Origin of the sequence: Affinirhizobium lemnae (genome assembly GCF_022968395.1) — a bacterium.
In the GTDB taxonomy this organism is placed as follows: Bacteria; Pseudomonadota; Alphaproteobacteria; order Rhizobiales; family Rhizobiaceae; genus Neorhizobium; species Neorhizobium lemnae.
Genome location: NZ_JALJQZ010000026.1, coordinates 32,461 through 56,276 on the forward strand (window position 1 = coordinate 32,461; position 23,816 = coordinate 56,276).

The 23,816-nt window shown below is 55.6% G+C and carries 27 protein-coding genes and 1 tRNA gene; 9 read left to right on the forward strand and 19 right to left on the reverse strand.

The window, feature by feature from the left end:
* Positions 1-8 precede the first annotated feature (8 nt).
* Complete coding sequence (locus MUU53_RS15625) at positions 9-383, reverse strand: DUF6894 family protein (RefSeq protein WP_247261722.1); 375 nt, start codon at positions 381-383, stop codon at positions 9-11.
* 217 nt (positions 384-600) lie between these two features.
* On the opposite strand from MUU53_RS15625, the gene MUU53_RS23380 reads away from it, so the two are divergent.
* Complete coding sequence (locus MUU53_RS23380) at positions 601-852, forward strand: CrpP-related protein (RefSeq protein WP_377307197.1); 252 nt, start codon at positions 601-603, stop codon at positions 850-852.
* Between the two features lie 320 nt (positions 853-1,172).
* On the opposite strand, the gene tig is transcribed toward MUU53_RS23380, so the two are convergent.
* Positions 1,173-2,669, reverse strand: coding sequence for a trigger factor (gene tig, locus MUU53_RS15630; RefSeq protein WP_247261745.1), 1,497 nt, complete (start codon positions 2,667-2,669; stop codon positions 1,173-1,175).
* A gap of 159 nt (positions 2,670-2,828) precedes the next feature.
* Positions 2,829-2,913: transfer RNA gene (locus tag MUU53_RS15635), tRNA-Leu, on the reverse strand.
* Between the two features lie 593 nt (positions 2,914-3,506).
* Between MUU53_RS15635 and MUU53_RS15640 the strand changes: the two genes are divergently transcribed.
* Both MUU53_RS15640 and MUU53_RS15645 read left to right on the forward strand, forming a co-directional pair.
* Complete coding sequence (locus MUU53_RS15640) at positions 3,507-3,653, forward strand: DUF1127 domain-containing protein (protein ID WP_082547150.1); 147 nt, start codon at positions 3,507-3,509, stop codon at positions 3,651-3,653.
* A 270-nt stretch (positions 3,654-3,923) separates the two neighbouring features.
* The gene (locus MUU53_RS15645; RefSeq protein ID WP_082547149.1) at positions 3,924-4,067 is read left to right on the forward strand and encodes a DUF1127 domain-containing protein; all 144 of its coding nucleotides are present in this window, start codon (positions 3,924-3,926) and stop codon (positions 4,065-4,067) included.
* Positions 4,068-4,208: 141 nt separating this feature from the next.
* Here MUU53_RS15645 and MUU53_RS15650 read toward each other — a convergent pair whose 3' ends face one another.
* The 7 genes from MUU53_RS15650 to MUU53_RS15680 form a co-directional block, all read right to left on the reverse strand.
* Positions 4,209-4,436, reverse strand: a complete 228-nt coding sequence (locus tag MUU53_RS15650; RefSeq protein ID WP_247261723.1) for a hypothetical protein — start codon at positions 4,434-4,436, stop codon at positions 4,209-4,211.
* Between the two features lie 185 nt (positions 4,437-4,621).
* Positions 4,622-5,566, reverse strand: coding sequence for an NAD(P)H-dependent flavin oxidoreductase (locus MUU53_RS15655; RefSeq protein ID WP_247261724.1), 945 nt, complete (start codon positions 5,564-5,566; stop codon positions 4,622-4,624).
* 118 nt (positions 5,567-5,684) lie between these two features.
* Positions 5,685-6,050 (reverse strand): nuclear transport factor 2 family protein, encoded by a 366-nt coding sequence (locus MUU53_RS15660; protein WP_247261725.1) that lies wholly within the window; start codon positions 6,048-6,050, stop codon positions 5,685-5,687.
* 194 nt (positions 6,051-6,244) lie between these two features.
* Positions 6,245-6,463 carry a hypothetical protein gene (locus MUU53_RS15665; protein ID WP_062554197.1) on the reverse strand — a complete coding sequence of 73 codons (219 nt, stop codon included), beginning with the start codon at positions 6,461-6,463 and terminating at the stop codon, positions 6,245-6,247.
* Between the two features lie 375 nt (positions 6,464-6,838).
* Complete coding sequence (locus MUU53_RS15670) at positions 6,839-7,774, reverse strand: PhzF family phenazine biosynthesis protein (RefSeq protein ID WP_377307196.1); 936 nt, start codon at positions 7,772-7,774, stop codon at positions 6,839-6,841.
* 78 nt (positions 7,775-7,852) lie between these two features.
* Positions 7,853-8,596 carry an NUDIX hydrolase gene (locus MUU53_RS15675; protein WP_247261727.1) on the reverse strand — a complete coding sequence of 248 codons (744 nt, stop codon included), beginning with the start codon at positions 8,594-8,596 and terminating at the stop codon, positions 7,853-7,855.
* A 75-nt stretch (positions 8,597-8,671) separates the two neighbouring features.
* On the reverse strand, positions 8,672-9,898 hold the full coding sequence (locus MUU53_RS15680) for an aminotransferase-like domain-containing protein (RefSeq protein ID WP_247261728.1): 1,227 nt from the start codon (positions 9,896-9,898) through the stop codon (positions 8,672-8,674).
* Positions 9,899-10,180: 282 nt separating this feature from the next.
* On the opposite strand from MUU53_RS15680, the gene MUU53_RS15685 reads away from it, so the two are divergent.
* On the forward strand, positions 10,181-11,407 hold the full coding sequence (locus MUU53_RS15685; RefSeq protein ID WP_247261729.1) for a GGDEF domain-containing protein: 1,227 nt from the start codon (positions 10,181-10,183) through the stop codon (positions 11,405-11,407).
* Between the two features lie 164 nt (positions 11,408-11,571).
* On the opposite strand, the gene ilvC is transcribed toward MUU53_RS15685, so the two are convergent.
* Positions 11,572-12,591, reverse strand: coding sequence for a ketol-acid reductoisomerase (gene ilvC, locus MUU53_RS15690; RefSeq protein ID WP_247261730.1), 1,020 nt, complete (start codon positions 12,589-12,591; stop codon positions 11,572-11,574).
* Between the two features lie 41 nt (positions 12,592-12,632).
* Positions 12,633-13,271, reverse strand: coding sequence for a TetR/AcrR family transcriptional regulator C-terminal domain-containing protein (locus MUU53_RS15695; protein ID WP_247261746.1), 639 nt, complete (start codon positions 13,269-13,271; stop codon positions 12,633-12,635).
* Positions 13,272-13,518: 247 nt separating this feature from the next.
* On the opposite strand from MUU53_RS15695, the gene MUU53_RS15700 reads away from it, so the two are divergent.
* Positions 13,519-13,884 (forward strand): DUF4087 domain-containing protein, encoded by a 366-nt coding sequence (locus MUU53_RS15700; RefSeq protein ID WP_247261731.1) that lies wholly within the window; start codon positions 13,519-13,521, stop codon positions 13,882-13,884.
* Here the strand turns inward: MUU53_RS15700 and MUU53_RS15705 are convergent, their stop codons facing one another.
* Entirely contained in the window at positions 13,885-14,295 is a 411-nt protein-coding gene (locus MUU53_RS15705) for a winged helix-turn-helix transcriptional regulator (protein WP_377307199.1), read from the reverse strand.
* Positions 14,296-14,442: 147 nt separating this feature from the next.
* Between MUU53_RS15705 and MUU53_RS15710 the strand changes: the two genes are divergently transcribed.
* Positions 14,443-15,324 carry an SDR family oxidoreductase gene (locus tag MUU53_RS15710; RefSeq protein WP_247261732.1) on the forward strand — a complete coding sequence of 294 codons (882 nt, stop codon included), beginning with the start codon at positions 14,443-14,445 and terminating at the stop codon, positions 15,322-15,324.
* Positions 15,325-15,393: 69 nt separating this feature from the next.
* Here MUU53_RS15710 and MUU53_RS15715 read toward each other — a convergent pair whose 3' ends face one another.
* Entirely contained in the window at positions 15,394-16,146 is a 753-nt protein-coding gene (locus MUU53_RS15715; protein WP_247261733.1) for a pyridoxine 5'-phosphate synthase, read from the reverse strand.
* 243 nt (positions 16,147-16,389) lie between these two features.
* On the opposite strand from MUU53_RS15715, the gene MUU53_RS15720 reads away from it, so the two are divergent.
* Together MUU53_RS15720 and MUU53_RS15725 are read left to right on the forward strand one after the other, a co-directional pair.
* A complete protein-coding gene (locus MUU53_RS15720) occupies positions 16,390-17,070 on the forward strand; it encodes a MerR family transcriptional regulator (RefSeq protein ID WP_247261734.1) in 681 nt (226 codons plus the stop codon).
* A gap of 333 nt (positions 17,071-17,403) precedes the next feature.
* Complete coding sequence (locus MUU53_RS15725; RefSeq protein ID WP_247261735.1) at positions 17,404-17,679, forward strand: hypothetical protein; 276 nt, start codon at positions 17,404-17,406, stop codon at positions 17,677-17,679.
* Positions 17,680-17,708: 29 nt separating this feature from the next.
* Here MUU53_RS15725 and MUU53_RS15730 read toward each other — a convergent pair whose 3' ends face one another.
* Genes MUU53_RS15730 through nthA form a run of 4 tightly spaced genes read right to left on the reverse strand, consistent with a single transcriptional unit; the run spans position 17,709 to position 20,487 of the window.
* Entirely contained in the window at positions 17,709-18,833 is a 1,125-nt protein-coding gene (locus MUU53_RS15730) for an ATP-dependent DNA helicase (RefSeq protein ID WP_247261736.1), read from the reverse strand.
* 55 nt (positions 18,834-18,888) lie between these two features.
* Positions 18,889-19,266 (reverse strand): nitrile hydratase accessory protein, encoded by a 378-nt coding sequence (locus tag MUU53_RS15735; protein ID WP_247261737.1) that lies wholly within the window; start codon positions 19,264-19,266, stop codon positions 18,889-18,891.
* Positions 19,253-19,912, reverse strand: a complete 660-nt coding sequence (gene nthB, locus MUU53_RS15740) for a nitrile hydratase subunit beta (protein WP_247261738.1) — start codon at positions 19,910-19,912, stop codon at positions 19,253-19,255. The genes MUU53_RS15735 and nthB overlap by 14 nt, the downstream gene beginning before the upstream one ends.
* Positions 19,909-20,487 carry a nitrile hydratase subunit alpha gene (nthA, locus tag MUU53_RS15745; protein ID WP_247261748.1) on the reverse strand — a complete coding sequence of 193 codons (579 nt, stop codon included), beginning with the start codon at positions 20,485-20,487 and terminating at the stop codon, positions 19,909-19,911. The genes nthB and nthA overlap by 4 nt, the downstream gene beginning before the upstream one ends.
* A gap of 227 nt (positions 20,488-20,714) precedes the next feature.
* Between nthA and MUU53_RS15750 the strand changes: the two genes are divergently transcribed.
* Positions 20,715-21,560, forward strand: a complete 846-nt coding sequence (locus MUU53_RS15750) for an aldo/keto reductase (protein WP_247261739.1) — start codon at positions 20,715-20,717, stop codon at positions 21,558-21,560.
* Between the two features lie 56 nt (positions 21,561-21,616).
* On the opposite strand, the gene MUU53_RS15755 is transcribed toward MUU53_RS15750, so the two are convergent.
* The gene (locus MUU53_RS15755; RefSeq protein ID WP_247261740.1) at positions 21,617-23,560 is read right to left on the reverse strand and encodes a methyl-accepting chemotaxis protein; all 1,944 of its coding nucleotides are present in this window, start codon (positions 23,558-23,560) and stop codon (positions 21,617-21,619) included.
* Positions 23,561-23,816 lie beyond the last annotated feature (256 nt).

Consider the following 23,816-nt stretch of genomic DNA (forward strand, 5'->3'; position numbering starts at 1 on the left):
CAGCTACACTATTCGCTGCCTTCATTGCCAATACCGCCCGGTTCAGCTATGGACGGCTGAGACGTATCTTCGCACAGCCGCTTTGCACTATATCGCAAGCTGCTTTCGACGATGGACAAACCACTTTCCTCGCGCACGATAAGCGACAGGTGAAAGTCGGTTCGATCGCGTATCTCGTCGCGTGCCATATCGATCAGGATGCGAGAAGCCTCCTTAATCGCTGCCAGGCAAGACGGAAGCTCCAGTTCAACTTCTTCCGTCTCCTGGCCTACCTCATCACGAAATCTGAAACAAAATCGAGTCATGGTGGTGCCTTTATCTCCAGAGACCAAATCAGGAGATCGCTCGATTGTTCCGCATTTCAGAAAACTGTGTTGAAGCATGAACTCATTGATTCGTCTATCTTTTGTCCACGAAAGGACTAAAGCCTGCTCCTAATAAATCACACTTGTGATTGGTTAACAGGTTTCATAGAAGCACGCATTGAGATGTCGATGTGTCTGCCCGATTCGGACCTGGGTTGGGGCGGCAGGCATCTGAAAGGAATGGGAGAGCAAGGGGGCATACATACGGATGCGCGGCGCTATGTAGGATACGCTAATGAATCTTGAATCAATCCTCGACTGTCAGGAACGCGGGTCACGGGCACGCATCCTCGGGTCTCATCGGACAGAAAACCCCTACAAATCAAATCGAAATGCGGGTGAACTGGAAGACGAGACCTCACTCCTTTATGAAGCCTGGGAGTTCGGCTGGTCGATTGAGGACTGCATACGTCAAATCGGGACAGGCTTTTACCTTTCGTTAAGGAACCAATCAGCTTTGGCTGCGGGAAAGTTAGTCGATACTTGAGAAGCGTCAAACACAGACGCTATCAAGCCGAAGCCGACATGACGTCGGTCAGGGGCTCGCGGACCCCCTACTCATCATGAGTTGGTGAGCCCCGTTTTCGGTCCGCACTTTCTTCGAATTTATTTAGCTCAGATCAGTTCGCGTACGCTCGAACGCGTCTACAATAAGTAAACCGGCGGGCGCATGCGCGGTTAGTGGCAGAACCAGCTCCAGACTGCTGCATGAAGCGCTGCACATCTATAGTAAACTCAAACCAAAAAACAAAAATCCCCGGCGTTGCCACCGGGGACTGTTTGAATTGCAAGCTTGCGAGGCGCAGATTACTCGGCGTCGCCTTCGGCAGCCTTCTTCTTGGCAGCGGCCTTCTTCTTCGGAGCCGGAGCTTCTTCGCCCTCAGCGCCTTCAGAAGCTTCTGCCTTGGCAACCTTCTTCTTCGGAGCAGCCTTCTTCTTGTCCGCCTTGGAAGCGCCTTCAGCGTCTTCTTCGTCGTCGGCCAGAAGCTCTTCCTTGGAAACGGTCTTGTCCGTTACGTCGATCTCGCTCAGGAGCTGGTCTATAACCTTTTCTTCGAAGATCGGAGCGCGGAGCGAAGCAGCTGCACCCGGCGTGTTGCGGAAGTAATCGAGGATCTCGCGCTGCTGGCCCGGGAACTGCTGAAGCTGTGCGTAAAGCGCGCGCTGCATTTCCTCTTCGGTCACTTCAACGCCAGCCTTTTCGCCCAGTTCGGAGAGAACCAGACCCAGACGGACGCGACGCTCGGCAAGCTTGCGATACTCTTCGCGGGCTTCTTCTTCAGTCGTGTCTTCGTCGGCGAAGGTCTTGCCCGACTGAGCCAGATCGGTGTTGATCTGACGCCAGATGTTTTCGAACTCGGCATCAACCAGCGAAGCAGGTGTTTCGAACTTGTATTGTTCGTCCAGCTGGTCGAGGATCTGACGCTTGACCTTCTGGCGCGTTACGTTGCCGTACTGGCCTTCGATCTGGCCGCGAACGATTTCCTTGAGCTTCTCAAGGGATTCGACGCCCAGCTTGGAAGCCAGTTCATCGTTGAGTTCGATGGCGGACGGAGCAGCAACTTCCTTCACGGTGATGTCGAAGGTTGCTTCCTTGCCAGCAAGGTTGGCAGCCGGGTATTCCGACGGGAACGTAACCGTAATGGTCTTTTCATCGCCGGCCTTGACGCCGACGAGCTGGTCTTCGAAGCCCGGGATGAACCGGTTGGAACCGAGAACCAGATCAGCATCTTCGGCAGCGCCACCGTCGAATGCGACGCCGTCGACCTTGCCGAGGTAGTTCATGGTTACGCGATCGCCGTTCTCAGCAGCACCGTCCTTCTTTTCAAAGGAGCGAGCGCTTTCAGCGATCTTCTCGATCTGTTCGTTGACTTCGTCTTCCGAAACTTCAACCACTTCGCGCGTGACCTTGATACCCTTGGTCGGCTGAAGTTCGATCGGCAGAATGACTTCGTAGGAAAGCGTGAATTCCAGATCGGCCTGAGCGGAGAGGATCTTCTCGGCTTCCGCCTCATCCTCTGTCATCTTGATGCTTGGCTGGGTCGCAGACTTTTCGCCGCGCTCGGAGAGAATCGCACTTGGACGGTCACGAACAATCTCGTTGACCAGCTCGGCCATGATCGACTTGCCGTACATCTTCTTCAGGTGAGCAACCGGCACCTTGCCCGGACGGAAGCCGTTGATACGAACCTTGTCCTTGGCATCAGCCAGGCGCTCGTTCATCTGCTGTTCCATGTCCTTGGCCGGGATCACGACCTTGATTTCGCGCTTCAACCCTTCAGCGAGCGTTTCGATAACCTGCATTGTCATACCTTCATATTCATGCGGCGGTGCTCACACTGCCGTGGTTTCATGAGCACGACGCCGGTCTCGCCGGTCGTGGCTTTTATGCAATCTCGTTGCGCTGGGGTCTCATGCGCCGATAAGCCAACGAGCTTCCGGCGACAGACTGCGCGATCTTTTTGGTGCGGGTAGAGAGACTTGAACTCCCACGCCTTGCGGCACCAGAACCTAAATCTGGCGTGTCTACCAATTTCACCATACCCGCGCCCCAAAACCGCGTCGAAATCCTCGCAGAGGCCTTCCGGAGCGCGCGTCTCTATAACAACCGTTTTTCTGCCACGCAAAGGAAAAATGACAAAGATCGTGGTGATCGCACCAAACCCCCAGATTTCATCGGGTGTAACATTCTAGAGACCTCATCTACCTGAAATCACCTGGCCATGCATCTGAGGCATGCCTTCTATACGCATATCGCGCTGCACAATCCAACAGCCTCCGCGTATAAGATTGTTCAACAACGGGCCTTGAGCCCATGTGCTTCGGCTGATCGCTTGTCCTCCTCCCATACGATCGTCGCAATGGCCTAGCGACCTCCTCCCATTCGCCGGCCAACCCCCATGACGCCGCCGGTCCTCCTCCCCCGGCAGGCGTTATGCGTTTCAGAGCATCCATAATGCATTCGCTCAGGCAAATTGCCCACTTTTTCGCCACAAATCCTAACAAATTTGGCGGATGCATGCGTTTAGCGCATGGGTGGCATACGGAGCGAGCACTGTTCTTTTTTGCACCGCAGCATATACTGAACTTAATCGATTGAGAGGCGATCAACCGCCTCACCTAATCAGGAAGGATAGGGCCATGAACATCGCACGCTCGCTTAACAACTGGCGCAAGTATCGTCAGACCGTAACCGAACTCGGCCGCATGTCGGACCGCGAATTGACTGACCTTGGCATTGGCCGCTCGGACATCCGTCGCGTTGCTCGTAACGCTGTTGGCATCTAGGATTTCTGGGCGATCTGTCCACAACGTTTTAGCACCTGCTACGCTATAAATAGCCTCCCGGAAGGGGGGCTTTTTTATGGGCAGATCGCAGCGCCGCCCGTTATTTTACTGCTCATTAAAACAGCGAAGATGCAAAATTTAGCATCACAGTGCACAAATGCATAGCAGTCGCCCGCTTTTTGCACTGCAATGTACTAATGAGAGAATGTATAAGAGATCCATAGCCAAGGCGAACAGCGCCGGGCCAAACCAAAGCTAAGGATTACGACAATGAACCCGATTCGCCTCGCAAAGAGCTGGATCAGCTACCGCCGCACAATGAACGAACTGAGCGGCCTTTCTTCTCAAGCTCTGTCTGACATTGGTCTGACACGCTACGATATCCGCAACGTCGCTTCGCGTTCTTTCCGTTAATCGGAATGCGCCCTTCGGCATGATGCCGTTGGAGCTAGATATTGCTGATGATGCATGGCCCCCTGGCGAACGCTCTGGGGGCTTTTTGCTGCCCGGATGATGGTCTCGAGAGGCGATGAGAAGTCCTCACCGCCTCGGACATTATTGATCGGCGATTTCCGTTCGATCGACCAGCTTCAGCGTGTGGTCCGGCTGAACTACAAAGGTCTCAGCATACTTCTCCCCGCCGTCACGAACGGTCTGCGCAACGGTTGTGCCAACCATATTGATGCTGAGGCGACCTTCACTCGCATGGCTGAGATCGGCGGCAAAGGCGAGTGTGCTGATACCGATGACGAATGCGAAACCGGCAGCGATAATTTTCTTCATGATCCGTTACTCCTTTCGAAGTCGGGGCACCCTGAACGGCCCCCGGCAGGCAGAGCAAATGCGTCTGCCTGCTACCGATCTGGTCCTATCACGATGGCAAAACAACGGCAGAAGCGTTCACCTTTACGTGCTTTGGCAGGTTGCGCTTCAGTGAGCGCGTGGCGATGGCCTTTTGTTTAAAAAGTCTATCTCCGCCGCAAAAACGGATCCTCACAAGCGCTGGCCATTGATGCCTCGTATTCGGAAATCAGACGGCTGCACAGTTCGGACACGGATGGAATATCATCGATTGAGGCAACACCCTGCCCCGCAGACCAGACATTCTTCCAGGCCTTGGCTTCGTTTGCCATGTCCATGGGGCCATGCGACACGAGATTGCTTGGATCGAGACCAGCCGCAACAATGCTCTGGCGCAGGAAATTGGCGTTCACGCCGGAAATTGCATCTGTGTAGATGATATCCCCAGCCGCGGCATTCCGGGTCATGACCTTCTGGTCGTCGCTGACCATGGATTCTTTGGTCACCAGGAAGCGCGTTCCGAGGTAAGCGAGGTCCGCGCCCATCAAGCGAGCAGCGGCAATCTGCGCCCCGGTGCTCATGGCGCCAGAAAGCAGGATGGTGCCGGAAAAGAATGAGCGGATCTCGGGGATCAATGCGAATGGGCTCATCGTGCCCGCGTGCCCGCCCGCCCCTGCACAGACAGCAATAATGCCATCGACACCGGCTTCCGCAGCTTTTTCTGCATGCCGGCGATTGATCACGTCATGAAACACAAGCCCCCCATAGGAGTGGACGGCATTGACGACATCCGGCACCGCGCCGAGCGATGTGATGACAACCGGAACCTTGTGCTCCACCACAGCACGCAGATCGGCTTCAATCCGCAGATTTGAGCGATGGACAATGAGGTTGACACCAAACGGAGCCGCATGCGGCGTATCAGCAAGTCCGGTCCGGATCTCGTCGAGCCAGGCGACAAACCCATCGGTCGTGCGCTGGTTCAGCGCGGGAAACGTTCCCAGCAGCCCGGCCTTGCAGGTTTCAACAACGAGATCGGGACCCGAAGCCAGAAACATGGGTGCAGCGACGACGGGCAAACGCAGGTCGCGAAGTTGCGCAGGAATTGGCATCGGTCCTCCCAAGATCGATTTTTTCAATGCGCATGTTATAAACCGCAGTTTACGTAAACGGCAATAGGGATGCGACGCTGCGTGTCGTCGTGGGCACGTCGCGAACTGCAAAGGCTGATCAGAACAGTCTACGCTCACCCATCTTGAACCAGGCTTTGGCAATCTTGCCGTCCTGAACTTCGTAGATGCAAATGACCTCGACCTGACCTTTGCCCTCGGGGAAATTGCGGGTCACCAACTCATGATCAACGACAGTATTTCCCATCACAATGCGCGACAGGAGTTCTCCGTGCAGGTCCGGCTCCAGGAAGCGCTCGATGTGCCGCTTGCGGATATCTGCTCGTCCCACGCACAAAGTGTCATTCGGAAACGCAAGATAGTGGCAGTCATCTGCCCACCAGCGCATGAACTCGTCTATGTCTTTGCGGTTATAGGCATTGAGTTGCGACGAAATAACCTCTTCTGCACCCGGAATAGATCGCATGCCTGCTCCTCAATCTTCTGAAACGAAAACTCATCTTCGTTTCAAGTTTTAAAGGTCAGGAATAGTCTGGGATAGTGGCACGGTCTACTCTGTCACCATGCAGAGCCGCCTCCGCGTGGTCGCATCGGCAAGGTTTTCAAGACAAAAAAATAGCCCGCTGCTGGTACAGCGAGCCAACATTTGACACCGGCGCCTCAGTGGCCGCGCGCCGCGGCCACCATTTCACGAAGCTGGTCTTCACTGCGAACACCCTGCCGATAAAGCTCGATGGTGATTGCTGCGAGACGATTGGTCTCTTCCTGATCATCGAGAGGGCAAATCTCCGCTTTCAAACGCTCGAAAACCTGCTGGCACTTCGCCAGATCCTCCGAGTTCAAAGGCTCCTGATTCCGCCTCGTTTCACTCCTGATCATAACTTCTCCTGCACTGCATGTGATAAGACCACTTTGGCGGCACGCACGGGCTCGCCTACAACATTCCTGTTCAGTGATCTTTGATATGGATCGCCTTTGGCGAACAAACCCGCAGCAAAATGCGGGCACGACGACTCGTGACGCAAAACTGGCTAGATGATCGAAATCATTGACGAGATCGCCCTTGCACGTACTCCGACAGGTATGCGTGGCTGAAAACAGCACGAGAGCGGGCGGTCGCGCTGCGCATTGGACCTGTGGCTGTACTTTTCATTAACCTTCTCCCGCTCGGTCCGCCATAACGGTCGTCACGAGATTAGGTTCCGAAAAAACTTGAGCTTTATCCGATTTTGGCAGCGCGCCGTTGGAACCGCGCTACAGGAACAGTTCACCCGAGGCGATCCTGACCGCTTGTCCGCCGATCCTGGCCCGGAATATCTCGGCATCCTTGATGTCAATGTGCAGGTGAATATAGGACGGACGGCCCATCTCGACGCCCTGCTCGATCAGGATCGGATGGTTCCCATCGGGCAATGCATCGAAATGGTGGATCGCGCCGGCCATGGCAGCGACAGCACCGCCAGTCGCAGGATCTTCGGGGATTCCCATGTCTGGGGAAAACATACGTGCATGGAATTTGGCAGCATGGTGTACGCCAGCCCGACAATAGACATAGGCAGAGGTCAAGCGCCCCTCCACAAAGGGGGCGGCGCGCTCCCAAAGACCCGCATCAAATTCCAGCGATTGAACTGCAGCGAGATTATGGACGGGCATCATGAGGAAGGGAACGCCCGCGCTCCAGACCGACGGAACATGATTCTCGAAACCCAGATCAGATAGCTTCAGGCCAAGCGCATCCGCCAATCCCTGGCGATCAAGATTGAGGTCGATCGGCGCGGGCTTTCTCGGCAGGTCGAACTCCGCAAATCCGGCCTGGCCTTCGGAAAGGCTGACGGCGCAACGAACCGGTCCGACAGTCTCTTCCAGCATGAACACCGTATCGAGCGTGGGTGCAGAATCAGAGCGGTTCATCTCTGTCAGCGCAATGGCAGTACCCACTGTCGGATGTCCAGCGAAAGGCAACTCACGTCCTGGCGTGAAGATTCTCAGCTTTGCAGCATGGGCGGGATTCTCTGCCTTGTGAACGAAAACCGTCTCCGACAGGTTCATTTCACCCGCAACCGCCTGCATCTTTTCGGTAGACCAATCATCGCCCCCGAAAACGACCGCCAGAGGATTTCCAGCCAGACGCTGGTCGGTGAAGACATCGTACACTACGTAACGCAAAACCAAGATGAAGCCTCCTGACATCCGCGAACCCAACGGGCTGCTCGCTGCAAGTTGGTCGACAAACTGTCCGAAACCTCCGCCGTGTTCAACCCGTGAACGTTATCTTCCAGAGAAAACAGATTGAACCGCGACACGCGTGAGATCGTCCATGGAATTGGCGAGCGAAGACCAGGAGTCCGGTTTGACGGCATAGACCGCATCAATCTCGGACAAGGTTTCGCTATTCATATGAACAGTCACACGGTCCAGGATCTCTGCATCGCTCCCGGGCAAGTAAACCGCCCTAAAGACGATGCAACGGCCGTTCGAATAGGCCGCAGACAATTGGCCTAGACCCGTCGCCTGCGATACATCAAGGCCCGTTTCTTCCCTGAGCTCGCGGTTCATGCTGCCCATGACGTCGCAATATCCATCGACAACATCCGAGGGATCAAGCGATCCGGCGGCAAAACAGATGCGCCCGGCATTCGCCGTGTACGCCGCCATGCGGATGAGGATCGCGGAGCCATCTGTGGATACAGGAATTGCCGCGCCGAACAGCAACCGGATCTTTGCGCGGTCTTGCTGGCGACGCCACCAGAGCAGCGTCGAGAAGCGCGTCATCCTGGCTGTCGCCAAAAGCCGGTCATCCTGCTGGGTGATGGTCTCCTGCAGCAGGATGGGACCGTCGAATAAGTGGTGATTGGCTTGCTTCTCAAGCGCCCACTGTGCCTCTATCTCGGCGTGGTGTGCCTCCCAAAGAGAATGCGGACCATCCTCCACGATCACATCAACTGCTGAAATCGGGAAGGCCTGGAGAGGCGGCGAAGGGAAATCGATCGAGTTCGGATTTGAATCAGTCATATGCCAGAGATAGCAGCATAAAAAGAGGCCCCGCAATCGCTCGCGAGGCCGTAAAAACCGATAATCAGGAAACGTTCAAGCCGCCTTGACTTCCGCGCTCCGGATCAGGCGGCCCAGACGTTGGATACCTTCCTCAATCATCTGCTCATTCGCGCATGAGAAGGACAGGCGAAGGGTGTTTTCGCCGGAACGATCCGCGAAGAATGCCTGTCCCGGAACGAAAGCCACCTTTTCTGTTTCGATTGACCGTGCCAGCAGTTGAGCACCATCGAGACCCTTCGGAAGGGTTACCCAGATGAACATTCCACCCTCGGGTTTGGTCCAGCTTGTGCCTACTGGCATATACTTGTCCAACGCGGCCAGCATAGCATCGCGACGCGCACTATAAGCCGCGCCGATCTTGGCGACCTGATCGTCGAAGATGCGTTCCGCAACAGTGGCAATCGCAATCTGATTGATCGTTGACGAATGGAGATCGGCAGCCTGCTTCATCAGGACAAGCTTGCGAATAACGCTCATGTTCGCGACGACGAAGCCGACGCGAAGGCCCGGAGCCAAGGTCTTGGAGAAGCTGCCAGAATAAATCGTCCGTGTATTTTCGATACTTCCCTTGCGCGCGATCTCGATGGCAAGTAGCGGAGAAACCGGCTCGCCATTGTAGCGCAGCGACTGGTAGGCACCGTCCTCGATCACGGCAATATCCAGTTCGTCCGCCAGATCGAGAACCTTCTCACGCCCTTGGCGGTCGACAGTTTCGCCGGTGGGATTTGCAAAATCGGCCGAGAGGTAGGCAAACTTGACCGCGCCCCCATTTTTGGCAGCCTGTTCGCGATAGGTATCGGGCGTACGGTTGCCATTCGGGTTCAACTGATCGTAATACGGCTCATAGGCGTTGAACGCCTGCAAGGCACCCAGATAGGTCGGCCAGGTCACGAGAGCCGTATCCTTCGGTGACAAAAAGAGCTTGCCAAGATAATCGAGCGCCTGCTGCGAACCGGAGGTGATGAAAACATTGTCGACCGTGCATTCAATGCCGATCTTCTTCATCTGGCCGACAAGCCATTCCCGCAGCGGCTTATAGCCTTCACTGACCGAGTACTGAAGCGCTGCATTCACCTGCGCGCTGGAAAAGATTTCAGCATAAGCATCCTTGAAGGCTGCATCGGGGAAGAGCGCCGGATCTGGAATGCCTCCGGCGAACGAGATGATGTCCGGTCGCTCAAGAAGCTTGAGCAGTTCACGAATTTCAGAAGCGCGCATACGCGTGGAGCGTGTCGCAAAAATATGATCCCAATCGAGCACCGATGTTTCCTCTTATTTCGTTTCGTTGTCAAATTTTGTACAACATATTCGATAGGTCAGCAATACTGACCTATCGAATATCCGACGACCCCTGGACGTAATGCTTAAGGTATTGTTTGCTCGCCTCTTTCTCCTCATTCAGCGAGCACGAAACCTCCCAAACAGCACGTTCCCTAGCAGAAAATCTTAGCTCGTGTGAAGAGCCCTGAACGCACAAGACGCTAATGGTTTCTTGAGAGAAGATGCATAAGATTCATGCGTATCCAATTATATGCGGTGATCATGAGACACACCTGGCCGGACATTCTCCAGATTACCTTATACAACTGCCCAAAAGCGAAATTGCTAATCCGGGACATGCTGGACGAGCTGTTCTTGCCGTGGCCGCATCTCATCGCCGGCATGGCCATCATTGTGTGCGCCGTCTATTCTGTCTGGCTCGGCGGTGATCGCTTCGCGACAGAAGCAGAAGCAGAAGCGGTAGCGGTAGCAATCATGATCGTGCACATTGCCTTCCGCATCGCAATTCATCGACACTATCTCAATTCGAGCTACACCGACAGGGAGCATTATTGGACTCGGCTCTTCTTTGTATCCGCTTTGGTCTCCGGCCTTGCCTGGGGCACCTCCCTCTCTCTGCTGATTGTCTCGGCGCCGGATCAGGTGAAATACCTGACGTTGACAATCGCCTGCGTCATCATCCAGTCGGCAACCGCGCGTGCATTCATGGCACCTTTGCCCCTGATCCTGCAGACGCTTGTGCTGGTCATAATGGTGGTGTCTACATCCGCGTGGAATGGAGACTGGGTCGTTGCGCCAGCGGCGGTTCTTTTCATTGCATTTCAGGCCGGTCATATGCGCAATCTAATAGCAATGCGGTTCCGCGAGTGGCAGGCACAGAAAGACAAGGATCATCTCCTGGCGCAGCTTGCGAAGGCCAATGACGATCTTTCCGAAGCGAATGAGGCACTGCGGAAGGCAGCGTTGACGGACGGGCTGACGGGTTTGGCGAACCGCCGCGCTTTTGATCTGCATCTGGAACTTTATTGCTCGCCCGATGCAGGCACCTTAGAGCCTGTCTCTTTGATTTTCTTCGATGTAGATCGCTTCAAATCATTCAACGATACGCATGGACACCAGGCGGGAGATCAATGTCTGGAAATCATCAGTCGCTGCGCAAGAGCCATGCTGACAGACACCCGGCAACTGGCGGCTCGCTACGGCGGTGAAGAATTCGCGCTCATCTTGCCAGGAACCAAGGCCAGCGAAGCGCGCAACATAGCTGAAGCTTTGCGCGAATTGGTGTGTCGCATGCCGATACCGGTACATGGTGAAGAAGTACATATCACTATCAGCCTGGGCATCGCGACGACTGAAGTCCAGAACAGGGTAGCCCCACGAACCCTTCTGGCGCGTGCAGATCTCGCTCTCTATCGAGCAAAGCAGCGAGGCCGAAACCGGGTTGAGGTGATCGAAGCCGCATCCGATGCAGAAACAAACGACGCATAGCAACTTCTAACGGCGACCTGAAATCTGTTCAAACACTCTGCGCCCGCCGAAAAATCCGGTAGAAGCAAAAGTCCATGCAGATGAGCTGCCGACTTTCCCTCGGAAGGATACCGACCCCCGCGCCGCCCAAAGGCACACAAGCGATTCCGGGGGTCGGCATTTTTTTAGTTGACCGACTTGTCGACCAGCTTGTTCTTGCCAATCCACGGCATCATGGCGCGCAGCTTGGTGCCGACTTCTTCGATCTGGTGGCTATCGTTCATGCGGCGAATACCCTTGAAGCGCGCTGCACCCGAACGGTATTCCTGCATCCAGTCAGAGGTGAATTTGCCGGTCTGGATGTCGTGGAGAACACGCTTCATTTCAGCCTTGGTTTCAGCCGTAATGATACGCGGGCCGGTCACGTACTCGCCCCATTCTGCCGTGTTGGAGATGGAGTAGTTCATGTTGGCAATACCGCCTTCGTAGATAAGGTCCACGATCAGCTTCACTTCATGCAGGCACTCGAAATAGGCCATTTCCGGCGCATAACCGGCTTCAACCAGCGTTTCAAAACCGGCACGGATCAGTTCGACAAGACCACCGCACAGAACAACCTGTTCGCCGAAGAGGTCAGTTTCGCACTCTTCCTTGAAGTTGGTCTCGATGATGCCCGAACGACCGCCGCCAACGCCGCACGCGTAGGAGAGAGCGAGTTCAAGCGCATTGCCGGAAGCGTTCTGGTGAACGGCAACCAGGCACGGTACACCGCCGCCCTTCTGATATTCGCCACGAACCGTATGGCCAGGGCCCTTCGGAGCAATCATGACAATGTCAACCGAGCTCTTCGGCTCGATAAGGCCAAAGTGAACGTTCAGGCCGTGCGCAAAAGCGATTGCAGCGCCGTCGCGAATGTTGCCAGCAATGTCAGCCTTGTATATGTCTGCCTGCAGTTCGTCTGGCGTTGCCATCATCAGAAGGTCAGCCCAGGCGGCAGCTTCTGCAACGGTCATGACCTTGAAGCCATCGGCTTCTGCTTTCTTGATGGTCGGCGAACCGGCCTTCAGGGCGATGACCACGTTCTTGGCGCCGGAATCCTTGAGGTTCAGCGCGTGTGCGCGACCCTGCGAACCGTAGCCGACAATAACGACATTCTTCGACTTGATGAGGTTAAGATCAGCATCCCGATCGTAATAAACGCGCATCTTGTGGTCCTTCCCTATGCGGTTTGTGTTCTGACTATTGTTTAAGCGTCCGAATGCGCACGACCGGCGCGTTCGGTATTCTGTGACGCGCCATGTAATGACAGGAAGGCATGAACTGCCTTCTCTGCCTGGCGCGCATTGTCTTTCAGGCCATTTTCACCCAGTAGCATGCGCACATGCAGATCCGAAACGATGAGGCCATAGAGTGTGTGGTAGGCACTATCGGCGTCTGGAAAGCGTAAGAGACCGGCACGACGGCCTGCTTCCATGAGGCCGATGGCACGGCGGTCGATCTGTCGACGGCCATGCTCTACCAGGAGGCGGCCCAGTTTCGACCCCTCTCGGCTGGCCTGTCCAATGGCAAGGCGATTTAGCGCGAGCGAAACTTCGCCGGAAAGAACTTCGAGCAGATCCCGGCCAAACGTCTCCAGATGTTCGCGGAGCAGATCCGCAGTCAAGCGACCGCCACTGCGTTCGAATGTGCGAACTTTGCTTGCCTGATAGGCGATCATCGCGGCAAGAAGACCATCGCGATCACCAAACCATTTATAGAGGCTTTCTTTCGAACAGTTGGCGGCACGGGCCAGGCCCGATGTCGTAAGTGCTTTTTCGCCACCATCCACCAAAAGTTTGAGCGCCTGTTCCAGAACGGCGTTCTGGCGCGGCGAAAACTCCGGCATGTCAGACAGTTCAGCGGTCACAGCTAGCTCACTCCTTGCAGTACCGTACGGTACGGTTCCGTCGTTTAATGTGGTTCCGGCGTGCGGTCAAGAGGGGTAAGCGTCAAGGCTGAGTTTTTTCTGTCTCATCAGCAGCGCCTGAGACTTGCATCGCAATATCAACCGGCAGTCATGTGGCCGAATACAAATAATGCGGCTGCCGAACTTATTGTATCCTGGCGGACGAATCCAAACGGAGGCATTCGAGATGAGACGCACACTTCTTGCGATCGCGGCATTCATTGCGATTAACACGGCGGCACAGGCCGCAGAAAATCGCTGTGGCTGGATCGTTAATCCAACTCCTGGCAATTACTGGCTGGACGACAAGGAAGGATCCTGGACGATCATGACGCAAGGCTCTGATGTCGAGGCAAAGGGCGCCGAGAAAATGCCGGATTTCTCCGCCGGACAGTTCGTCCGCACCAACGGCTACTACGGTTACGCCTGCACCTGCATGTCGGTGGATGTTGACCGGTCCGAAAAGCGCATCACGCAGATTTTCTCGGTCAAGCAGCTTACCTTGGCAAAATGTAAGGGCGACAAATCACTGCCGAAACCAAAGGTCGAGTAATCAGACACCATCCTCTGTACTATCAAAACGGGCGCGCGCTTTCCGCACTTCTCCGTGATGGCGCTCTGCCCAAATCAACACTTGAGAAAGCGCATTGAACAGGGAATGGCCAAGCTGCGTGAGGCTGTATTCAACGCTTGGCGGCTTTGTGGGAAAAACGGTACGGTCGATGTAGCCATCACGCTGCAGTTCCCGGAGTGTCTGCGTCAACATACGCTGCGAAATGTCGGGCACCAGACGGCGCAAGGCTCCAAACCTATAGGGTCTCTCCGACAAAGCGTGCAAGATCAGAATGGACCATTTTCCGCTGATCTGGCTCATCACATCACGGATGGGGCAATTGCTCGCATCCCATGCCACGTTTTTGCCCGTCAGCAAACTAATCCCAAATCCGGTAACCCGCTGGTCCACTATGGTTCCCTTTCTGTAACCTAGTCCCGAGAAACTGCCTTCTTTACAGCAGCCGGTCAATTCCTATTCTGTTGTAACTCTCGAAAAGAGACCAGAAAGTTTCTACTTGCCGATCGACCTGGCAAGTCTCTAATGGAAGGAATTGAAATGACGAAAGTTCTTGTAACAGGTGCTTCAGGTCAGCTTGGCTTGGCTGTCGTTGCCGAATTGCTAGCTCAAGGCAAGATTCCGACCTCTGACATTGTTGCCGCAAGCCGCAACGTTGACAAACTCGCAGATCTGGCAGCGAAAGGCGTGGAAACGCGACGCGCAGATTTCAATGATATCGCCAGCCTGGACGAAGCGTTCAAGGGGATCAACCGTCTGCTGATTATCTCAAGCGATGAATTGGCTCAACCCGGCAAGCGGCTGGAGCAGCATAAGGCCGCAGTGGCTGCGGCGCAAAAGGCTGGCGTGAAGCACGTAGTGTATACGTCGATGCCGAATCCAGACAAGTCAGTCATCAGCTTCGCTCCAGACCATTTGGGAACGGAAGAAGCGATTAAGGCGAGTGGACTTCGCTATACAATCCTACGCAATTCCTGGTACATTGAAAATTACCTCATGAACCTCCCGCAGAACCTTGCGGTCGGCACGTGGTATACATCACAGGCTGGCGGAAAGGTGCCGAACATTTCGCGTGCGGACTGCGCTGCCGCGGCTGCAGCAGCCTTGGCCACACCATCCGAAGCAAGTGTTATCTTCACCCTCACCGGTCCGGAATGCGTGACAGCGGAAGACGTTGCTAAGATCGTCTCGGATCTGACCGGAAAGCCGTTGAACGTTGTGCAAATCAACGATGAGCAATTGGCCGAAGGCGCGCGTAGCGCGGGTTTGCCGGAATTTGTGGTTCAGTTGATTGTGACCGCCGACGCCAACATTCGGGCAGGCAATTTTGATCTGCTCACCGACGATTTCGAAAGGCTCACCGGCCGCAAAGCGCAGACGGTTGCTGATTTCTTTCAGCAAAACAAGGCAGCTTTGGGCTAACCACATAAGGTTAGCCTTGAAGTCGGCGGCGGGTGCCCACCCCGTCGCCGATTTGCGTTCAACGGACGCTCAGATAGTTTCGCCACATGCGCGCCGGAAGCGCCTGACCGTCTCGGCCATTCCGTATACCAACGCATCCGCCGTTAACCCATGGCCAATTGAAACCTCCGCAAGACGCGGAATCCTACGCATCAGCGCTGGCAAGTTTTCCACAGTCAGGTCATGCCCCGCATTGACGCCAAGACCCTCTGCAAAAGCGGCATCGGCGGTCAGACCCAGCAGCTCAAGCTGGCGCTCGCCTTCCCGGGGGTTGTCGAAGCAGCCGCCGTAGGGACCGGTGTAAAGCTCGATCCGATCCGCACCGGTTGCTTTCGCTAGCTTAACGGCGTCCACGTCACCGTCCCCGTCGGCGAAAACAGAGACCCGCATGCCGCCCGCCTTGAGCCGCTCGATGACCAGCTTCAGCATCTCGCCTTGGGTCCTAAAATCGAACCCATGATCGGACGTCGCCTGGGTGGGATCATCCGGAACAAGTGTTACCTGCTCCGGTTGAACTTTCTCGCACAATTGAAGGAAATCCTCGCTGGGATATCCTTCGATATTGAATTCCGCTTTTGGAAATTCATCGTCGATCAAGGCCCGCAGGACCGGCAAATCGTTGAAGCGAATATGTCTCTGATCCGGTCTGGGATGCACCGTCAACCCATAAGCACCAGCCTGCAGGGCAAGCCTTCCCAGATGCCTGACGCTAGGCCAAGGCAAATCACGACGATTGCGGAGCGTGGCGACGGCATTGAGATTGACGGAAAGCTTCGCGGGCATTGTCATATCCTTGCGGTAAGTGCGGTTTTTTAGCCCAAACCTCCAATGATCCGCAATGGCGAACAGACCGTGGCATATGCTAAAAACTCAACAATCTATCATTTCTTGTGATGATAGATTGGTAGTATCGCATTTCAGCGAAGATGCTAAGTTGTAATCATAGTAACAGTATAGTGGGTACAAGGAGTATTTTTTATAATTATCTCGCAACTGCGAGATAATTCGCATGAGGAGGCAGAATTCGTGCGAAATACTATATTAGATACACGAGTAGGAACAGCATCAACGGGAGGGAATAGCGGCTACGACTTTCTACCGACGATGACCGACGTGTTGATCACGGCAGATGCACCATTGGCGATCGCCGAAATGGCAGATCTTTTTGGCGTGACGCATAGAACCCTGCATTTTTATGAAGAGAAAGGTTTGATAGCCCCGCACAGACTCGGCGCCATGCGCGTCTATGGGGTGGATTGTATAAGGCGGATGTCAATTATTTCTGCTTGCCGCGAAATGGGACTGTCGCTGGCATCGATTCAGGATCTCATGTTGCAGATCGCCGATGCGCAGACCCAGCAGGAAGCGGATCTCCTGTTCAAGACGGCTCTTGAAACGCGAAAACGCGAACTGGCAAGCGAACTATCCACCCTCCACCGACAACTCCAGCAGATCAGGACATTTACGGAGGGTGTTAGCCACGGAATACCCCGCAAGGATGAATGCCTGCCGACCCTGGCCGATCAGGAGCGAGATTGCCTTCTATTGCTTACGGAAGGATACAAGGGCGCTCCGCTAGCCGAACGTCTTGGGATATCTAACGCCCAACTGAGCGATCTGGAGGAGCAACTCATAACAAGGCTTGGAGTCGCCAACCGGTATCAGGCGGCAGCGAAAGCCTTGATACTCGGCATCCTAACCCATTGAGGAAAGACATCCGATGATATCTCTAGAGTATTTCGAACATGTAACGTGACGAATCCGAAGCGTAAGTGTACCGATGGAACCAGTTTCAAGCGGGGGCTATACGCATGGCTTATTTTGTTTCGCGATAGGCAACGCAATTCATAACAGGGCTCTTCCTGCTTCATTGCCTTCCAGCATCGCCCTTTCTTCCATTGGGGTCCGGGCGATTTCCACGGCATCCAGAAATAGCTTAGCATGGTAATGATTGCGCCGTTTGTTCTGCAACTGTGGAAAAACTGGTGACCGACGAGCTTTTTTCAAACGCGCACCCATGTCGATGCATTGGGCGTTTCCGTGCCTGCCTGCATCCCGTTCCTTTTACCTATAGGCTCAGCAAGCGGCGAAGCGGGTGGCAACCCGATTGACGGCATCGTCAGGTTGTTGAGCAGCGCCAAGCCTACACACATTTCTGCCCTGGCTGGCAAGCCCGAAGAGGAAATGATTGCGAGGCTCAAACAGGCAGGCTTTACAGCCGCAGCACCAGACCTGCAGCTATCGACGATTGCGCAGCAATCGGGCAAGGGTAACCGTGCTCTGGTGTCAACGCTCTCAAAAATGGAGTCCAAGTAAGTCCTTCAGTCAATCGTCCACTGAAGAATTCAGCGGACGATCGTGATCGTTTCAGCGGCGCGCGTAATGGCCGTATAGAGCCAACGCTCGCGCGTGTCTCGGAATGCCCAGCTTTCATCGAACAAGACGACGTTGTTCCATTGAGAACCCTGCGCTTTGTGCACAGTCAAAGCATAGCCGAAATCAAAATCATCGTACCGCTTCTTGGTGTTCCAGGGGATTTCCCCTTCCTCTTCGAATGCCTGCTTAAGCAGTTTGATCTTGGCGGCACCGCGATCCATATCGTCATCTTCCGGGCGGATCATGAAGTTGATGCCGGGCTTCACCGTCTCGCGCGACGAGCTCATCACCTGCCACAGGGAGCCGTTCAGCAAACCTTTGGCCGGATCATTGCGCAGGCACACGAGCTTGTCACCAGACTGCGGATAGGGAAGATTGAACCCCTTCAACTCGCGAAGGCGTTGGTTATAGCGACGCCGCGTCTTGTTCGTACCCACCAGTACCTGGTCGGCCTCCAGCACCAGTGACTGATTGACATCGTGACGGGAAATGACCCGCGCTTTGCCGTAATCCCCGTGCATGATCTCGCGGCCTTCGCGCACCTGCATGGCAAGCTGAATGATCGGGTTATCGCGCGCCTGCCGATGAATATCCGTCAGCAGATAATCCGGTTCCTGTTCCGTGAAGAAACCGCCACCCGTTACCGGCGGCAACTGGCCGGGATCCCCCAGAACAAGAATCGGTGTTCCGAAACTCATCAGATCGCGACCGAGTTGATCATCCACCATTGAACATTCGTCGATGATGATAAGCGCCGCCTTGGCTAGCGGACTTTGGCGATTGATGGAAAACATGGGCGCGATCGAGGTCTTGCCCGTCTCCTCGTCCTCGACGGCCTCTTCCCCTCGCGGTCGATAGATCAACGAGTGGATCGTCCTGGCATTCGAAGCACCCCGGGAGCGCAGAACCTGCGCTGCCTTGCCCGTGAAGGCCGCAAACAGCACTTCGCCATCCACGTTTTCAGCGAAGTGCTTGGCAAGCGTCGTCTTGCCTGTTCCGGCGTAACCGAACAGACGAAAGACCTGGCTATGGCCTTCTTTCAACCATTTGGAGACCGCCTTGAGGGCCTCGTCTTGCTGAGGTGCGAATTGCATGCCTCTCTTTCCGGGATTCGGAACAGAATAGCAACCTCAATTCCTCATGAAGCGGCTACTGCCCCCGCATCGGATCACTCGCCAGTTCGATGGGTTTGCCATGTGGGGTGGCTTCGGCCGCTCTTTGCCAACTCTGCTGAAGCGCAAGCAGCGTCGCCGAAGACGCAACATTCTTCTCGGACAGCAGATGACAGAGCGCGGCAAGCCAGGCCTCGAAGTATTCCGATCCGTCGGCTGCGCGACCCGGACGATGAACCTCACGCGACAGGCTGTCAGCCCATTCCTGCCAGCTGAACACACCCTTCTGATGAAGGTGAACGGTCATGGCAAAGGCCTGCGCCTGCCAGGGCTCTGAAAACACCGGGTCGCCTTCGCGCGACCGCGGCAGGCTAATCGACTGCGTCAGCGGGCTTTGGGTTTCATACAGGCTCAAGATAGCTCTCCCAGGCATCGACCGAAACCGTCAGGCCGGGTTCTGAACCCATGCCCCAGATCTCCTGCCCATCGAAGACGACGGTATATACCCATTGCGGGTTCTCGCCCTTTCCGTGAGCATTGTCATCGGGAAATACGAAAGATCCCTGCACCGCCTCAACAATGCCGACCTTGTCTCGGGCATAGCGCGGCAGGCGCGTGTGATGGGCAGGATGCTCATTGATGGTTCGAACCCGCTGGCCGACTGAGAACAGCGGAGCGCTTTCAACCGGCCTGTCGCAAGGACCACCCTTGGCCAGCACCGCGGCAACCTTGTCGGCGGTCAAGATACGTTTGGGTTGCGCCGCCTGCATTCTCGCATGGCCCTCCGCGACCTCGGATCTACTCGCGAAATCATGCCGTTCAAGCAGCACTTCCAGCGCCCGGATCCAGATTTCGTAGTAGCTGGCAGAAAGATAGTTCGCGGGGTGAATGCATTCGCGCGCGTGGCGGCTCTCATCAATGGACCACGCGCCAAAAGCACCACAGGACAGCGTGATCCCCAGAGCCCGCTTCTCCCATTCCGCATGAAAATACGGCTCATTGGCTTCAGGCGAGACTGGGCCGAACCCCATCTGGCCACCAAGATCGTGAGGGCCGTTCATTTCTGCCTCGCGGAGGGTGAAAGGGCCAATCCCGTTCCAATCATGGAATCGCGCGTCACGAGGTGCATGAGTTGTTCGACATCCATGTCGTCCGTGCCCTCTGGACGTTGTGGGATCACCAGATAGCGAAGTTCGGCAGTGGAATCCCAGACCCGGATTTTCGTCGTCTCAGGAAGCACGACATCGAACTCCGCAAGCACGCCGCGTGGGTCCATCACGGCACGAGACCGATAGGCCGGCGCCTTGTACCAGACCGGCGGCAGGCCGAGGACCGACCACGGGTAACAGGAACACAGAGTGCAGACGACAAGGTTATGCGTATCGCCGGTGTTGAAGACGGCACGCATGTGCTCGCCCTGTCGTCCCGTGAAGCCAAGGCTTGCAATCGCCGCCGTCGCATCGCGCTTCAACCAGTCTGCGAAGTCTGCGTCCACCCAGGCGCGGGCTACCACATGCGCACCATTACGTGGTCCGACCTTCGTCTCGTAGGTCTCGACGATGGCGTCGATTGCAGCGGGATCGATCAGCCCCTTCTGCGTTAGCACGGTCTCGAGAGCCCGGACGCGAGCCTCCATGTCGGAGTAGTGGTTGTCATGGTGATGATGGCCGTCGTGATGATCGTCTCGATTATCTGTCGTCACCGGCAGCCCCCTTTCTAAGCAGATGCAACTGTCCGGCAGATCATACGCAAGATCCTGCTCCCATGCCAATTTGCACAATTGATAGAATTGCGCTTGATTTTGATGGGTGAAGCACGACCATAACTGTACGAGATGAGGCTTCAATAATTTCAGGATTTTCCATGCGCGATGATTTGCCGACCGTCAGCTTTCCGACCACGATAACGGTTCCCGCTCTAGGGATCGGAACGTGGAAGATGGGAGAGGACCCGGACAAGGTGCCGGACGAGATGAGCAGCATTCGGGCTGCCCTTGAATGTGGCTGGAGCGTTGTCGATACCGCCGAAATGTACGGCGAAGGCGGAGCAGAACTTGTGGTGGGCGCAGCTTTGCGCGGCTGCCGCGAAAAGGCATTCGTGGTCAGCAAGGTCTACCCCTGGAACGCAAGCACACAAGGCGTGCAGGATGCCTGCGCCCGCAGCCTTGAACGGCTGGCCATCGACAAGATTGACCTCTATCTCCTCCACTGGCGTGGCGACGTGCCTCTGACAGAAACAGTCGCGGGCATGGAAATCCTGCGTCAGCAAGACATGATTGGTGCCTGGGGCGTATCGAACTTCGATGTCGATGACATGGAAGAGCTGTTTTCCATTCCGGGTGGAGAAAACTGCGCTGCGAACCAGGTTCTCTATAACGCGGCTCGTCGCGGCATAGAATTCGATCTCCTGCCATGGTGCCAGGAGCGCAGCCTGCCCGTTATGGCCTATTCTCCGCTGGGACAGGGTGATCTGCTGCACCACAAGGAAATCATCCGCCTGTCGAAAGCCTATCAGGCAACACCTGCGCAAATTGCGCTCGCCTTTGTGCTGGAACGCGATGGCGTTCTGGCAATTCCGAAAACCAGTCGGCCGGATCGTATTCGTGAACTGAGCGAAGCCGTGGATCTGGAGATCTCTGACGAGGACTGGGCGGAGCTGGATCGCGCACTCGCTCCACCTGCAGCCAAGAAACCGCTTGAAATGATCTGATCGAAAAAAACGGCGGGAAACGATCTCGCCGCCATCTTCATCTTATTCGGGAAGGATCAAAACTCTTCCCAGCTCTCCGCCGTGGCAGCACGGCCGGAGAAGGCGGCCGCCAGTTTTCGGCCAAGGCTGCGTGCCGGAGAAACCACCGGCTGTGTTGCAGCCGATCGTGTTGCGGGAGCCGCCACGACAACACCCTGGACCGGACCGCGACCGGAATTTGAGAGCCGGAACTGCGCCAGCAATTGCGCAAGCGATGCGGACTCCTTGGCCAGGGAATGGCTTGCCGCATTGGTTTCCTCCACCATTGCCGCATTCTTCTGGGTATCCTGATCCATCTGGTTTACAGCGGTGTTGATCTGCTGCAGACCCGAAGACTGCTCCTGAGCCGCCTCGACGATGGCACTTACATGGCCATTGATCTCGACTACTTCGGACGAGATCTTGGTCAGCGCCTCGCCAGTCTGCCCCACCAGAGCCACGCCAGACTGCACATGCTCGTTGGACGTGGTGATCAGACCCTTGATATCCTTCGCCGCGCTAGCCGACCGCTGCGCAAGTTCCCGCACCTCCTGCGCCACGACGGCAAAACCTTTGCCTGCTTCCCCCGCCCGCGCCGCCTCAACACCAGCATTCAGCGCCAGCAGGTTGGTCTGGAACGCGATCTCGTCGATGACACTGATGATGCTGGAAATCTCGGAAGAGGATTTCTCGATCTGCTGCATGGCAATGACGGCGCGACGAACCACCTCGCCGGAACGTTCTGCCTCCGCCTTGGTGTGCGCGACCAGTGAACCGGCTTCCTGCGCCCGACGTGTCGAGTCCTTCACGGCAGTCGTAATCTGCTCCAGCGCCGCAGCCGTCTCCTCGACTGAGGCCGCCTGCTGCTCTGTGCGCTTTGCCAGATCATCCGCCGAAGCACGGATTTCGTTGGCACCGCCATCGATTACACGGGCATTCTCTGCCACCCGCATCAGGGCATCCTCAAGCTTGGCGGCTGAATTATTGTAGCTCTGTCGAATGCCATCAAGGCTTGGCACGAAGGCATGGTCGATCCGGTGGGAAACGTCGCCTTCAGACAGGCGGGTCAGTGCTGCGGCAAGGTGATCCACCGCGAACTGGATATCGGACGCCTCCTGTGCCTTCTGGGCCTCACGCGCCAGTCGCTCCTCTTCGGAAAGACTGCGGTTGACCGCAGCTTCCGTTTCCAGTCGCATGCGCTCGACGGCATTGTCCCGGAACACCGAAACCGCCTTAGCCATGGCACCGATCTCATCCTTGCGATCAATGCCATCGACAGTTTCGGACACCTCACCACCAGCCAGGCTGATCATGCGGCGTTGAAGCCCTGCAATCGGTCTGTTGATGCCGCGCGTCGCAACGATTTGGGCACCCGCAAGCCCTAATCCGAAAAGAAGTGCCAAAGCGGCAAGCGTCATGAGGATCGTACTGTCTGCCTGTTGCTTCAACCCGTTACTGTCGTCGCGCAAGACGACGAGATTGGCATTGTTCCAGTTTCGCAGATCATCCCGCCACTGCTTCACCTTTTCATCCGACTGAGCGAGGAGTGCAATGGCCGACGGACGCTGACCAGCATCCAGCGCAGCAAATGCCTTGTCGAGAATTGCGAAGATCTCGACCACCCGCTGTTTGAAGGCGTTGATGTCGGCTGCGTCCTCCGGCGTCAGCGATGCAGCTTGGTCCAGCCGCTCATAGAGTGTTTTCTTGGAGTCTTCATAGGTCGACCGAAACTCCGCTCGATTGGCGGCCTCGTCTGAAAGCGCATATTGGTAGCCGGTATAGGGCGCATTCAGTAGCGATGTAACCGAGCGGAACATATCGCTGGAAGCAACCGTATCCTTCGTCACAAACGAATAGAACATATTTGCAGTGTGGCGATACTCGTAGGATATATAGGCTGCTCCTGCTATCCCGATCGCAGCCATCGGAACGAGCACAGTGTAGATTTTAGACTTGATCGACGCGTTCTTGAAGAAAGACATGGTCCCTCATGCTGGCCAAATTCAAACGTCGGCGGCATGAGCATCATGATCCAGCGCGCACCAAGGAAGCTGCAGGATCTCATTCCCGCAATTAACGTTAAGACTCTTAACAATCGCAATATCTAATAGATAATTCTAAACAGATGATTATGTGTCGCGTTGAAAGCCTCGACGCTGTACCTAGGCGGTAGTGACGATTTAGCTATTTGAGCCAGATGGCGATGGCTGCGAGTTTGACGAATCCCATGAAGTTGGC